Below are 12,489 nucleotides of genomic sequence, written 5' to 3'. Positions count from 1 at the left end.
TCCCCGGAACGCCGACCGGAGTTCAGCCGGAGTTGGTGCGGGGGAGAGAGCGTGATCGCGTCAACCCACCCGGCCACGCAGCACCAGGAGTCCGCGATGTCGATCACACGCAGGGAATTCAGCAGACAGTCCGCCCTCACCGGCGCCGGAATCGCCCTGACCGGTGCCGTCGGCGCACTGGCCACGGCCCCGGGCGCCCTGGCGGCCGACGACGCGCGACACGGCCACGGGCACGGGCACGGTCACGGTCACGGTCACGACGACGATAGGGGCCACGGCAAGGAGCTTGGCTACGGCCCGCTGATCGACGACCCGGAGGGCATCCTCGCGCTGCCCGCCGGATTCTCGTACCGGATCGTCACCCACAGCGGTGTCACCAGGCTGGAGAGCGGCGAGTACACACCCTCCAACCACGATGGCACGGCCGCTTTCGAGGGCCCCCGTGGCGTCACCCTCCTGGTCAACAACCACGAGCTGAGCGGCACCCGGGCCGGCTGGGAGTTCCCGGTTCCGCTGACCGAGGGACTCGTCTATGACCCCGTCGCGGCCGGCGGCTGCACCGTCATCGAGACCCGCCGCGACGGCCGCACCGCCGAGTGGGTCGGCATCGCGGGCACGTCGACCAACTGCGCCGGCGGCAGCACCGCGTGGGGCACCTGGCTCACCTGCGAGGAGACTGAGGACAAGGCAGGCAAGAACGGTCTGCTCAAGGACCACGGCTACGTCTTCGAGGTCGACCCGTACGACAAGCGGGCCAACCGCGACCCGCGTCCCGTCAAGGCGTTCGGCCGGTACGCCCACGAGGCCGTCGTCATCGACCCCAAGCAGGGACACGCCTACCTGACCGAGGACGCGTCCGGCCCCAACGGCCTCCTCTACCGCTGGGTCCCGCCGCACGGCTTCAAGCACGGCCGCGGAAAGCTGCGCACCCTCGCCGACGACGCCGGCGTCCTCCAGGCCACCAAGTGCTTCGACAAGAAGGGCCGGTTCGTCGACGACCTGTCCCGCGCCACTGAGATCGGTACCGTCTACGGCGTGGACTGGGTCGACGTCCCCGACCGCGACGCGAAGACCGTGTCCGTGCGCAAGCAGTTCGCCGACGGCGAGGTCACCCGCGCCCGCAAGCTCGAAGGTATGTGGTGGGGCGACGGCGGCGCCTACTTCGTCTCCTCGTTCGCCCGGGACGAGAGCCCCGTCGCCCACGACGGCCAGGTCTGGTTCTACGACCCCAAGCGCCGCACCATCACGCTGAAGGTCCTCCTGGGGGTCAACGCGGACCCCTCCGTGGACGGCGCTTTCGACGGACCGGACAACATCACCGTCTCGCCCTACGGTGGCATCGTCATCTCCGAGGACGGCAACGGGATCCAGCACCTCTTCGGGGCGACCGACAGCGGCCGTACGTACCCGATCGCGCGCAACGACCTCAACGCCGGTACGGAGGACGACCCCTCCTACAGCGAGATCGCCGGGGTCACCTTCTCCCCGGACGGCAGGACGCTGTTCGCCAACATCCAGAACCCGGGCATCATGCTCGCCATCACCGGCCCGTGGAAGCGCCAGCCGGACAAGCGCTGACACCGGCATGCGCGGTGCGCGGGAGGGGCAAAACGCCTCGCGCGCCGCGAGGTCGACCTCCTAGAGTCAGGGCCATGCACCTCCCGGTGCGAAGGCAGCGGCTACTTCCTTCCCCGAAACACGCCGCAGCCGACCTGATCTCGGGAGGCACAAGCGCCGGGGTGCCCGGTGCGCAGGCGACGGATACTTCTACGGATCTGACGGTTGCGGGTTCGAGTCCCGCCCGGCTCCGGTCGGTAGCTCAAATGGATAGAGCATCGGACTAGCACCGTCGCCGATTCCTGATCTCGGGCACCCCTTCTTCGCTGTGCTCTCTCCCATGAATTCGGGGGAATTCACATGGCACGCTTCAACACCCGCTCCACCCGTCCCCGGGTCACCTCGCCCGTGCGGTCGACCGGGGACACCGCGCGCAACCACCAGGGCGCCGTGGGGCATCTCCGTGACAGCCGCTCCGAACTCTTCCTCCTGGCGGTCGCCAACTTCGTGTCGCAGGAGACCCACCACGAGGACTCCGAGGCGCGTGACACCCGGTTCGCGACGCTCGTGCGGACGCTCGCCGTCGAGGACCCGGAGTGGACGGCGGGCCTGCTGCGCTGGCTGCGTGACGAGGGGCGGATGCGCACGGCGGCCGTCGTCGGCGCCGCCGAGTACGTGAAGGCGCGCCTCGACGCCGGCGCGGTGGACGGCCCGTCCAACCGGCAGGTCGTGGACTCCGTGCTGCTGCGCGCGGACGAGCCCGGGGAGCTGCTCGGGTACTGGACCTCGCGGTACGGCCGCGCGGTGCCCAAGCCGGTCAAGCGCGGTATCGCCGACGCCGTACGCCGGCTCTACAACGGCCGGGCGCTGCTGAAGTACGACACCGCGTCCAAGGGCTACCGCTTCGGCGACGTCCTCAACCTGGTGCACGCCGCGCCCGACCCCGCCAAGCCCTGGCAGGGGGATCTGTTCCGGTACGCCCTGGACCGCAGGCACCACCCCGAGGACGCCGTGGCGCCCCGCTCGGACCGCACCCTGACCGCCCACCGGGAACTCATGGCGGTGCCGGTCTCCGAGCGCCGCGCGGTGATCACCGGACCCGGCGGCGCGGACCGGCTCGCCGAGGCCGGTATGACCTGGGAGGCCCTGGCGGGCTGGCTCCAGGGGCCGATGGACGCCGCGGCCTGGGAGGCCGTGATCCCGTCCATGGGAGCGATGGCGCTCGTCCGTAACCTGCGCAACTTCGACGAGGCGGGTGTCGGCGACGAGGCCGCCGCCGGAGTGGCGGCGCGGATCAGCGACCCGGCGGCCGTCGCCGCCTCGCGGCAGTTCCCCTTCCGCTACCTGGCCGCCTATCAGCACGCCCCGTCGCTGCGGTGGGCCTACCCGCTGGAGCAGGCGCTCGGGCACTCGCTGGGCAACGTTCCCGCGCTGCCCGGCCGCACCCTGGTCCTCGTCGACCGCTCCGGCTCGATGTGGTCGCCGCTCTCGGACCGCTCCCAGCTGAACCGGGCCGACGCCGCGGCCGTCTTCGGCGCCGCCCTGGCGCTGCGGGCCGCCGACGCCGATCTGGTGGAGTTCGGTACGAGCAGCTCGGCGGTGCCCTACCGCAGGGGCGAGTCCGTGCTGAGGATCCTGGAACGCTTCGGCAATCTGGGCGGCACCGACACCGTGCGGGCCGTGCAGCGGCACTACCGCGGGCACGACCGGGTGCTGATCGTCACCGACGAGCAGGCGTCGTTCACCTACTACGGGGACGCCACCGAGGGCGTCCCGCCGACCGTGCCCGTCTACACCTGGAACCTCGCCGGATACCGGGTCGGGCACGCGCCGGCCGGAAGCGATAACCGCCACACCTTCGGGGGTCTTTCCGACGCCGCGTTCCGCATGGTGCCCCTGCTGGAAGCGGGCAGGAGCGCCGACTGGCCCTGGAACCGCTGATTACGAATCCGGCACTACTGCCCGCTCCGGAGCGGTCGGGCATGGCGTCGGGCGCTTACAGGGCGCATACTCGACCGTAATGAAACAGTCAGCCGGTTCCCGGCGTCACCTGCCTTCCAGTCCCTTCAACCGCCCGGCCCAGGCGGCCCCACCGGTCGAATGCTTCGATGTGGGCGACAGGGTGTCGCACGACCAGTTCGGACTCGGGCGAGTCCTCGCTGTCGAGGGCGACAACGACGCAGTGCTCATCGACTTCTCGGGGCGACAGGGGAGGATCCTGAGCCCGTACTCCAAGCTGACCAAGCTCTGAGAGAGCGAACGAGCACGCACCGCGTCCCACCGGAGACTCTCCGGATCCGGGGCACCTGAGGGGAGAACCCGCGGGTGCCCCGGAAGCCGTTCCCGGGGTCCCAGTGCTACGGGGCCGGTGGCGCTACAGGGCCTTCGCGGCGGGCTTGACCATGCCGCGGACGGTCCGTGACTTCACGAACTCGCCCATGCCGGTCATCTCCCACTCGCCGGAGAACTGCTTGATCAGCTTGGCCATCATCACGCCGGTCTGCGGCTCCGCGCCCGTCAGGTCGAAGCGGACCAGCTCCTCGCCGGTGGCCGCGTCGATCAGCCGGCAGTAGGCCTTGGCGACCTCGGTGAACTTCTGCCCGGTGAACGAGTTGACCGTGAAGACCAGACCGGTCGCGTCGGCGGGGATCCGGCCGAGATCCACGACGATCACCTCGTCGTCGCCCGCGCCCTCGCCCGTGAGGTTGTCGCCGGAGTGCTTGATCGCGCCGTTGAGGATGGAGAGCTTGCCGAAGTAGCAGCTGTCCAGGTGGTTGCGGTTGGGGCCGAAGGCGATCACCGAGGCGTCGAGGTCGATGTCCTTGCCGCGGAACGCGGGCTCCCAGCCGAGACCCATCTTGACCTGCGAGAGCAGCGGCCTGCCGCCCTTGACCAGGGACACGGTCTGGTTCTTCTGGAGGCTGATCCGGCCCTTGTCGAGATTGATCTTGCCCGAGCCGGCGGGCGGTGCGGGCGGTGCGGGCGGCGCCGCGGGGGCCGGAGGCGCGATCCGGGGGTCCACGGGAGCGGCCGCCGGTGCCGGGGGAGCGACGGGCGGTGCGACCGGAGCGGCCGCCGGGGCGGGCGCCGCCGCGGCGGGCTCCTCCACCGAGACGCCGAAGTCCGTGGCGATGCCCGCCAGCCCGTTCGCATAGCCCTGGCCGACCGCGCGGGCCTTCCAGGCGCCGTTGCGCAGGTAGATCTCGATGACCACCAGCGCCGTCTCGCCGCCCAGCTGCGGCGGGGTGAAGGTGGCGAGCGCGCTGCCGTCGTCCGCGTTGCGCACGGTGGCGGTGGGCTCGACGCCCTGGAAGGTCTGGCCCGCGGCGTCGGGGCTCGCCGTGACCACGATCTTCTCGATGCCCGGGGGGACCGCCGTGGTGTCCACCACGATGGCGTCGGGCGCCGACCCGCCGCCCGAGCGGTAGGTCACGCCGGGGCCCGAGGGCTGGTTGTAGAAGATGAAGTCGTCGTCGGAGCGCACCTTGCCGTCGGCGGTGAGCAGCAGGCCCGAGACGTCGAGCCGCACCGGGGCGGCGACGTCCACCGCCACGCGGGCGGCGGAGAGAGGGATGTTCGAGCCGGGGGTCATTGCGGTCATGCACGGGGTAACGAACGACCCGGCTTTGCCGTTCCCTTACCTTCGCGGACGTGATCCGTACGGCTCAGCGCCCGGCCCGGCCCCGGTTGCGGGGGTGTTCGCGGGCGGTGCGCTCGTTGCCGTGCCGGTACGCGCCGGTCCAGCGGGCCATGACGAGCTGGGCGTCGCCGGACTCCACCTCGGCGAGGAACTTCTCCGCCCGGCCGCCGCGCAGGGTGCCCGCGGCGCGGCCGTGGTGGGTGATGGTGACGCTCGCGTCGCCCTGTCGCTCGTACGTGAATCCGGAAGGCTTCGGCATGGCCGTATGGTGCCCGGCCCCGGGGCCCCGCGTCGCCCGGTTTTCCGGCCGGGACCTCGCGGACCCGGACCCGTCCTCAGTACGGCCAGATCGGCGGGTCCGTGACGAAGTGGCCGCCGAGGTGCGCGTGGTCGGGGTTGTGCGGGTCCAGCTCCCCCTGCTCGGCGACGAGCTTCTCGGCGTACTGCTCGGAGTCGTCCTGCGGTTCGTAGCCGAGGGAGCGGGCCGTCGTCAGGTCCCACCACAGCCGGGTGTTGTCGGAGGAGCCGTAGACCACCGTGTGCCGTACGTCCTCGGCGGTGAGGGCCGCGTGGAAGAGGCGCGCTCCGTCGCCGGGGCTCATCCAGACGGACAGCATCCGCACCGAGGTCGGCTCCATGAAGCAGGAGCCGATCCGCACGGAGACCGTCTCCAGGCCGTGCTTGTCCCAGTAGAGCTGGGCGAGGTCCTCGCCGAAGGACTTCGACAGGCCGTAGAAGGTGTCGGGCCGGCGCGGGGTGTCGATCGGGATCAGCGGGTCGCCGGCGCTCGGCGGCCGGGTGTAGCCGATGGCGTGGTTGGACGAGGCGAACACGATGCGCCCGACACCCTCCTCGCGCGCCGCCTCGTAGAGGTTGTAGGTGCCCTGGATGTTGGAGTGCAGGATCTTGTCGAACGACGCTTCGAGGGAGATGCCCGCGAGATGGATGACCGCGTCCACGCCCCGCACCGCCTCCCGCAGCGCCGCCTTGTCGCCGAGGTCGGCGGTGACGGCGTCCGGTTCGCCCTCGATGGGGGTGAGGTCGAGGAGCCGGAGGTCGTAGCCGTACGCGGGGAGCAGTCCCCGCATGAGGGTGCCGAGGCCGCCGGCGGCGCCGGTGAGAAGGACGGTGCGCGGAGCTGGCATACGGGGATCTCCTCGGTGCGGGCGCAGGGCGCGGGCGCGGCGTGCGCGGACGGGGTGATGCGGTGCTGCGGTGCGTGGGGGCGGTGCGGGGCGGTGCGTGGGGCGGACCTGCGGAGAGCGGGGTGCGCGTGGCACGCGGACGTCACACAACCACCCGAGGCGTCAACTCCATGGGCAGCATTCACATGGGTGGACACGCTAAGAAGTCGTGGCGGACCACGTCAAGTGGCTCCCGGTGCCGGTCGGTTCGTCCCGGGGTCGGACGCCCGTGGCTTGACCGGCCCCGCGAGGCTGCTTTAGCGTGGCAGCGTTCAGAAATATGGACGCCGATCATAATTGTGCACGCCTGAATCTGCTCAGGGAGCGCCCGTGACCTCAGCCCCCCTTGCCGCCCGACTCACCGATGTCGCCGGGCCGCTCTTCTTCCCCGTCACCGCCTACGGGCCGGACGGCGCCGTGGACCTCGATGCCTTCCGCGCGCATGTGCGCAAGGGCGTGGACGCCGGTGCGGCAGCCGTCTTCGCCTGCTGCGGCACCGGCGAGTTCCACGCCCTGGCCCCGGAGGAGTTCCGGCTCGTCGTCCGGGCCGCCGTCGAGGAGACCGCGGGACAGGTGCCCGTGGTCGCCGGCGCCGGCTACGGCACGGCCCTCGCGATCCAGTACGCGAAGCTCGCCGAGGACGCGGGCGCGGACGGGCTCCTCGCCATGCCGCCCTACCTCGTCGTCGCCGGCCAGGAGGGGCTGCTGGCCCACTACGCCGCCCTCGCCGCCGCCACCTCCCTGGAGACGATCGTCTACCAGCGGGACAACGCGGTCTTCACCCCGGAGACCGTCGTCGCCCTGGCCGGGACCCCCGGGATCATCGGCCTCAAGGACGGCTACGGCGACCTCGACCTGATGCAGCGCATCGTCAGCGCCGTACGCACCGGGCGGCCCGGCGAGGACTTCCTGTACTTCAACGGCCTGCCCACCGCCGAGCTCACCGGGCTCGCCTACCGCGGCATCGGCGTCACGCTCTACTCCTCCGCCGTCTTCGCCTTCGCCCCCGACATCGCGCTGGCCTTCTACCGGGCGCTGGACTCCGGCGACGACGACCTGGTCAACGCGCTGCTCGACCACTTCTACCGGCCGCTCGTCGAACTGCGGGCCAAGGGCCGCGGCTACGCGGTGTCGCTCGTGAAGGCGGCCGTCCGGCTGGAGGGCCTGGACGTCGGCCCGGTGCGCACCCCGCTCACCGAGCCGCCGGCCGAGCACATCGAGGAGCTGGCCGCGATCATCGCGGACGGCCGCACCCTGCTGGAGAAGCACCGGGCGGGGGAGGCGAAGTGAAGGCCTCCGCCTTCCTCTACCCGTGGGACGTCGTCGGGGACCCGGACGCCCCCGCCCGCCTCGCCGGCCTCGGCGTCCAGCAGGTGACGCTCGCCGCCGCCTACCACTCCACCCGGGCGCTCACCCCGCGCCACCCCGCCCGCCGGATCGTGACGGCCGAGCACGCGGCGGTGCTCTACCCGCCGGACGCCACGCGCTGGGCGGGACGTGAGCTGCGCCCCTACACCCAGTCCTGGGTGGCCGGGGAGGACCCGTACGCCGAGGCGGCCGAGGCCCTGGCGGACGCCGGTCTCCAGGTGCACTCCTGGGTCGTCCTCGCGCACAACTCCCGCCTGGGGGCCGAGCATCCGGACACCTCCGTGGTCAACGCCTACGGTGACCGCTACCCCTGGGCGCCGTGCATCGCGCAGCCCGCCGTCCACGCGTACCTGGTGGACCTGGCGGCGGAGGCGGCCGTACGCCCCGGGACCGCGGGCACCGAGCTGGAGTCGTGCGGCTGGTACGGCTTCGCCCATCTGCACGCCCACGACAAGACCTCTGGCGTCGCCCTCGGGGACGCGGCGCAGTACCTGATGTCCCTCTGCTTCTGCGCCGACTGCCGGGCCGGCTACGCCTCCGTGGGGCTGGACCCCGAGGAGCTGCGGGACGCCGTACGCCGCGCCCTGGAGCCGGTCTGGGCCGGGTCCGGCTCCGACGGGCAGGGCTGGGCCGGTGTGGAGAAGCTGCTCGGCGCCGGGCTCGCCGACGCCACCCTGCGGTGGCGCGTCCAGGTCGCCAGGGGCCTCCAGGACGCGGCCGTCGCGGCGGTACGGGCCGCCGCGCAGGACCCGGGCTTCCAGGTCCTGCTGCACGCCGACCCCGCCTCCTACCGCACCGGTGCCAACGCCGGGACGGACCCGGCGCACATCCTGTCCACGGCGGACGGTGTCGTGCTGCCCTGCACCGGCGGCGACCCGGCGCGCGAGGCCGTCCTCGGGCCGTTCGCGGGGCTCTCCGGGGTGCTGGCGGCCAACTTCAACGTGGTGAGCGGCATGGGCGGCAGTCCCGGCACGCTGGAGCGGGACGCCGCGCACGCGGTTTCGCTCGGCGCGACCGAACTGCGCCTGTACCACGCGGGCCTGGCCTCGGGACCGGACCTGAGCGCGGTCGCGGGCGCCCTCTCCGCCCTCCGCGACGGCTGATCGGGGCCTCTTCCACCCCGTAGGCGCAGGTCCCCGGCACGGTGCCGGGGACCTGCGCCATGTCCGCACGGCCTGTGGCGGCCGGGACGCGGCGGGCCCCCGCCGTGTCCCGGCCGCGCGTCGACGGAACTTCTTTTGCCAGAAGCGTTGACGAAACATTCCCACGGCTCTAGCTTCATCGCGTCGTACTTCGTACGTCATATATGAGACGCGATACGCGAGATGTGAGAGCCCTTCACCCATGACCTTTGCGCCCGCCCCGATTCCGTCCAGGACCCAGTACGTGCTGGAGGCGATCAAGCACGCGATCCTCACCGCACAGCTGCAACCGGGGCAAGCGCTCGTGGAGACCGAACTCGCCGCGCAGTTCGGGGTGTCGAAGACCCCCGTACGCGAGGCGCTGAAGACCCTCGCGGGCACCGGCCTCGTGGTGATGAGCCAGTACAAGGGCGCCACCGTACGGCTCGTCGACGCGACGATGGCCCGCGAGGTGTACGACGTACGCCTGCTCCTGGAGCCCGAGGCGCTGCGCCGCTCCATCACCCGCAAGGCCTCGCTGGAGGCGGCCCAGGAGGCCCTGGAGCGGGCCGACTCGGCGATCGACAAGGCGGACAGGTCGCTCGCCAACCGGGACTTCCACCGGGCCCTCTACGTGCCCTGCGGGAACCCGCTGCTCGCCCGGATGCTCGACGAGATCCGTGACCAGGCCGCCCTCGTGTCGACCGTGGCCTGGTCGGCGATCCCGTCCTGGGAGCGCGAGGCGGCCGAGCACCGCGAGATCCTCCGGCTCGCGCTCGCCGACGACGCGACCGCCGCCGCGGCCGCTCTGCACGACCACATCGCATCGTTCGTGCGCCGCGCCTTCCCCGACGACGAAGACGGGGGTGACACGGCGTGAACCACCGGCTGGATCTGACACACCAGCACCTCGACGAAAGGCTGGTCCGCATGGACCTCTCCCCGCTGAAGGCGGCCCTCGCAGACGTTGTGGCGATCCCGGTGACCCCGTTCGCCGAGGACGGGAGCATCGACGTCCCGGCGCACCGCGTACTGCTGCGGCGGCTGCTCGACGGCGGTGTCCGCATCGTCACCCCGAACGGCAACACCGGTGAGTTCTACGCGCTCACCCCCGACGAGCGGCGCGCCGTCACCGAGCTGACCATCGAGGAGGCGCGCGGCCGGGCAACCGTCCTGGTGGGTGTCGGCCACGACGTGCCGACCGCCGTGGCCGCCGCGGAGCACGCCAGGGACGCCGGCGCCGAGATGGTGATGGTCCACCAGCCGGTCCACCCCTACGTCTCGCAGGACGGCTGGGTCGACTACCACCGGGCCATCGCCGAGGCCGTCCCGGGGCTCGGGGTCGTCCCGTACGTCCGTAACCCGCTGCTCGCCGGCGAGCGCCTCGCCGAGCTCGCCGACAGCTGCCCCAACGTCATCGGCGTGAAGTACGCCGTCCAGGACGCCGCCCGCTTCGGCGCCTTCGCCCGGGACGCGGGCCTGGAGAGATTCGTCTGGGTCGCCGGCCTCGCCGAGCTGTACGCCCCCTCCTACTTCGCGACCGGCGCCACCGGCTTCACCTCCGGGCTGGTCAACGTCGCCCCCGGTGTCTCGCTCGCCATGCTGGAGGCGCTCCGGGCCGGCGACTACCTCGCGGCGATGAAGGTCTGGGAGCAGATCCGCCGCTTCGAGGACCTGCGCGCCGACCGGCAGTCCGCCAACAACGTGACGGTCGTCAAGGAGGCCCTGGCCTCGCTCGGGCTCTGCCGCCGCGACGTACGCGCACCGAGCCGGGCGCTGCCCGAGGAGCAGCGCGCCGAGGTCGCCGGACTGGTCGCCGGGTGGTCCATATGACCGGCACCGGCGGGAACCGCATCGCCCCCGAGGAGCTGCGCAGCCACCAGTGGTACGGCACGGACGGGCTCCGCTCCTTCAGCCACCGCGCCCGCACCCGGCAGCTCGGCTACCTCCCCGAGGAGCACCTGGGCAAGCCGGTCATCGCGATCCTCAACACCTGGTCCGACATCAACCCCTGCCACGTCCACCTCCGCGACCGCGCCCAGGCGGTCAAGCGGGGCGTCTGGCAGGCCGGCGGCTTCCCGCTCGAATTCCCGGTCTCCACGCTCTCGGAGACCTTCCAGAAGCCGACCCCGATGCTCTACCGCAACATGCTGGCGATGGAGACGGAGGAGCTGCTGCGCTCCTACCCCGTCGACGGCGCCGTGCTGCTGGGCGGCTGCGACAAGTCCACGCCCGCGCTGCTGATGGGCGCCGCCTCCGTCGACCTGCCGACCGTCTTCGTGCCCGCCGGGCCGATGCTGCCGGGCCACTGGCGCAACGAGGTCCTGGGCTCTGGCACGGACATGTGGAAGTACTGGGACGACAAGCGGGCCGGCCTCATCGGCGACTGCGAGATGGCCGAGCTGGAGAACGGGCTCGCCCGCTCGCCGGGCCACTGCATGACGATGGGCACCGCCTCGACGCTGACGGCCGCCGCCGAGGCGCTGGGCGTCACCGTGCCGGGCGCTTCCTCCATCCCCGCCGTCGACTCCGGTCACGACCGGATGGCCGCGCAGTCCGGGATCCGGATCGTCGAACTGGTGTGGCAGCAGCTGACGTTGTCGCGGATCCTCACGGCGGACGCCTACGAGGACGCCGTCGCCACCGTCCTCGCGCTCGGCGGGTCCACCAACGCCGTCATCCACCTCATTGCGATGGCCGGCCGCTCCGGGGTGAAGCTCACCCTGGACGACTTCGACCGGATCGCCCGCACCGTGCCCGTCCTCGCCAACCTCCGGCCCGGCGGGAAGTACCTGATGGAGGACTTCCACTTCGCGGGAGGGCTGCCGGGATTCCTGGCCAGGCTCACCGACGTACTCCACCTCGACCGGCCCACCGTCGCCCACGCCACGATGCGCGAACAGCTCGACGGGGCGCTCGTCCACGACGCCGACGTCATCCGGGAGCGCGACAACCCGCTGGCCGAGGAGGGCGGGGTGGCGGTCCTGCGCGGCAACCTCTGCCCCGACGGCGCCGTCATCAAGCACATCGCCGCCGAGCCGCACCTGCTGCGCCACACCGGACCCGCGGTCGTCTTCGACGACTACAAGGAGATGCAGCGCACCATCAACGACCCGGCCCTGGCCCTCACCCCGGACCATGTGCTGGTGCTCCGCAACGCCGGCCCCAAGGGCGGTCCCGGCATGCCCGAGTACGGCATGCTGCCGATCCCGGACTACCTGCTGAAGCAGGGCGTACGCGACATGGTCAGGCTCTCCGACGCCCGGATGAGCGGCACCAGTTACGGGGCCTGCGTCCTGCACATCGCACCCGAGTCCTACGTCGGCGGACCGCTCGCCCTGGTCCGCACCGGCGACCTGATCACGCTGGACGTCGAGGCACGGCTGCTCCACCTCGACGTGTCCGAGGAGGAGCTGGAGCTGCGCAGGTCCGCGTGGACCGAGCCGCCCGCCCGCTACGGACGCGGTTACGGCGCGCTCTACCAGGACCAGATCACCCAGGCCGACACCGGATGCGACTTCGCGTTCCTGGCCCGGCAGGGAGAAGTGCCCGACCCGTACGCGGGCTGAACCCGGGCGCACAGAATTCCGCGCACCGCCCCGTCCGGAATACCGAACGG

11 protein-coding genes are annotated in these 12,489 nt (G+C 71.9%); 8 read left to right on the top strand and 3 right to left on the bottom strand.

What is annotated here, in order from left to right; genetic code table 11:
* Positions 1 to 96: 96 nt before the first annotated feature.
* The 3 genes from JKV81_RS12515 (at position 97) to JKV81_RS36235 (ending at position 3,808) form a co-directional block, all read left to right on the top strand.
* Positions 97 to 1,578, top strand: a complete 1,482-nt coding sequence (locus JKV81_RS12515; protein ID WP_129261971.1) for an alkaline phosphatase PhoX — start codon at positions 97 to 99, stop codon at positions 1,576 to 1,578.
* Positions 1,579 to 1,917: 339 nt separating this feature from the next.
* The gene (locus JKV81_RS12510; RefSeq protein WP_202075894.1) at positions 1,918 to 3,498 is read left to right on the top strand and encodes a TROVE domain-containing protein; all 1,581 of its coding nucleotides are present in this window, start codon (positions 1,918 to 1,920) and stop codon (positions 3,496 to 3,498) included.
* A 79-nt stretch (positions 3,499 to 3,577) separates the two neighbouring features.
* Entirely contained in the window at positions 3,578 to 3,808 is a 231-nt protein-coding gene (locus tag JKV81_RS36235) for a hypothetical protein (protein WP_014156926.1), read from the top strand.
* A gap of 123 nt (positions 3,809 to 3,931) precedes the next feature.
* Here the strand turns inward: JKV81_RS36235 and JKV81_RS12500 are convergent, their stop codons facing one another.
* From JKV81_RS12500 to JKV81_RS12490, 3 genes are all read right to left on the bottom strand, one after another.
* The gene (locus tag JKV81_RS12500; protein ID WP_202075892.1) at positions 3,932 to 5,158 is read right to left on the bottom strand and encodes a TerD family protein; all 1,227 of its coding nucleotides are present in this window, start codon (positions 5,156 to 5,158) and stop codon (positions 3,932 to 3,934) included.
* A 64-nt stretch (positions 5,159 to 5,222) separates the two neighbouring features.
* The gene (locus tag JKV81_RS12495) at positions 5,223 to 5,456 is read right to left on the bottom strand and encodes a hypothetical protein (RefSeq protein ID WP_124277064.1); all 234 of its coding nucleotides are present in this window, start codon (positions 5,454 to 5,456) and stop codon (positions 5,223 to 5,225) included.
* 76 nt (positions 5,457 to 5,532) lie between these two features.
* Positions 5,533 to 6,342: an NAD-dependent epimerase/dehydratase family protein gene (locus JKV81_RS12490; RefSeq protein ID WP_129261965.1), complete on the bottom strand. Its 810-nt coding sequence runs from the start codon at positions 6,340 to 6,342 to the stop codon at positions 5,533 to 5,535.
* A gap of 369 nt (positions 6,343 to 6,711) precedes the next feature.
* Here JKV81_RS12490 and JKV81_RS12485 point away from each other — a divergent pair, with 369 nt between their 5' ends.
* The 5 genes from JKV81_RS12485 (at position 6,712) to araD (ending at position 12,439) form a co-directional block, all read left to right on the top strand.
* The gene (locus JKV81_RS12485; protein ID WP_129261963.1) at positions 6,712 to 7,671 is read left to right on the top strand and encodes a 5-dehydro-4-deoxyglucarate dehydratase; all 960 of its coding nucleotides are present in this window, start codon (positions 6,712 to 6,714) and stop codon (positions 7,669 to 7,671) included.
* Positions 7,668 to 8,852, top strand: coding sequence for a hypothetical protein (locus tag JKV81_RS12480; protein ID WP_202075877.1), 1,185 nt, complete (start codon positions 7,668 to 7,670; stop codon positions 8,850 to 8,852). The genes JKV81_RS12485 and JKV81_RS12480 overlap by 4 nt, the downstream gene beginning before the upstream one ends.
* Positions 8,853 to 9,093: 241 nt before the next feature.
* Positions 9,094 to 9,750: a GntR family transcriptional regulator gene (locus tag JKV81_RS12475; protein ID WP_129261959.1), complete on the top strand. Its 657-nt coding sequence runs from the start codon at positions 9,094 to 9,096 to the stop codon at positions 9,748 to 9,750.
* Between the two features lie 50 nt (positions 9,751 to 9,800).
* Positions 9,801 to 10,703, top strand: coding sequence for a dihydrodipicolinate synthase family protein (locus JKV81_RS12470; protein WP_202075955.1), 903 nt, complete (start codon positions 9,801 to 9,803; stop codon positions 10,701 to 10,703).
* The gene (araD, locus tag JKV81_RS12465; protein ID WP_202075874.1) at positions 10,700 to 12,439 is read left to right on the top strand and encodes an L-arabinonate dehydratase; all 1,740 of its coding nucleotides are present in this window, start codon (positions 10,700 to 10,702) and stop codon (positions 12,437 to 12,439) included. Before JKV81_RS12470 ends, araD begins: the two co-directional genes overlap by 4 nt.
* The last annotated feature ends 50 nt before the right edge of the window (positions 12,440 to 12,489 follow it).

The sequence above is a fragment of the Streptomyces silvae genome (assembly GCF_016745505.1).
Classification (GTDB): Bacteria; Actinomycetota; Actinomycetes; order Streptomycetales; family Streptomycetaceae; genus Streptomyces; species Streptomyces silvae.
The sequence above is the reverse complement of the archived record's forward strand: the minus strand, read 5'-3'. Positions and strand labels throughout refer to the sequence as shown.

Coding starts and splice junctions, on each gene's coding strand:
- JKV81_RS12515 (WP_129261971.1), top strand. CDS start 97: ATGTCGATCACACGCAGGGAATTCAGCAGACAGTCCGCCCTCACCGGC.
- JKV81_RS12510 (WP_202075894.1), top strand. CDS start 1,918: ATGGCACGCTTCAACACCCGCTCCACCCGTCCCCGGGTCACCTCGCCC.
- JKV81_RS36235 (WP_014156926.1), top strand. CDS start 3,578: ATGAAACAGTCAGCCGGTTCCCGGCGTCACCTGCCTTCCAGTCCCTTC.
- JKV81_RS12500 (WP_202075892.1), bottom strand. CDS start 5,158: ATGACCGCAATGACCCCCGGCTCGAACATCCCTCTCTCCGCCGCCCGC.
- JKV81_RS12495 (WP_124277064.1), bottom strand. CDS start 5,456: ATGCCGAAGCCTTCCGGATTCACGTACGAGCGACAGGGCGACGCGAGC.
- JKV81_RS12490 (WP_129261965.1), bottom strand. CDS start 6,342: ATGCCAGCTCCGCGCACCGTCCTTCTCACCGGCGCCGCCGGCGGCCTC.
- JKV81_RS12475 (WP_129261959.1), top strand. CDS start 9,094: ATGACCTTTGCGCCCGCCCCGATTCCGTCCAGGACCCAGTACGTGCTG.
- JKV81_RS12470 (WP_202075955.1), top strand. CDS start 9,801: ATGGACCTCTCCCCGCTGAAGGCGGCCCTCGCAGACGTTGTGGCGATC.
- araD (WP_202075874.1), top strand. CDS start 10,700: ATGACCGGCACCGGCGGGAACCGCATCGCCCCCGAGGAGCTGCGCAGC.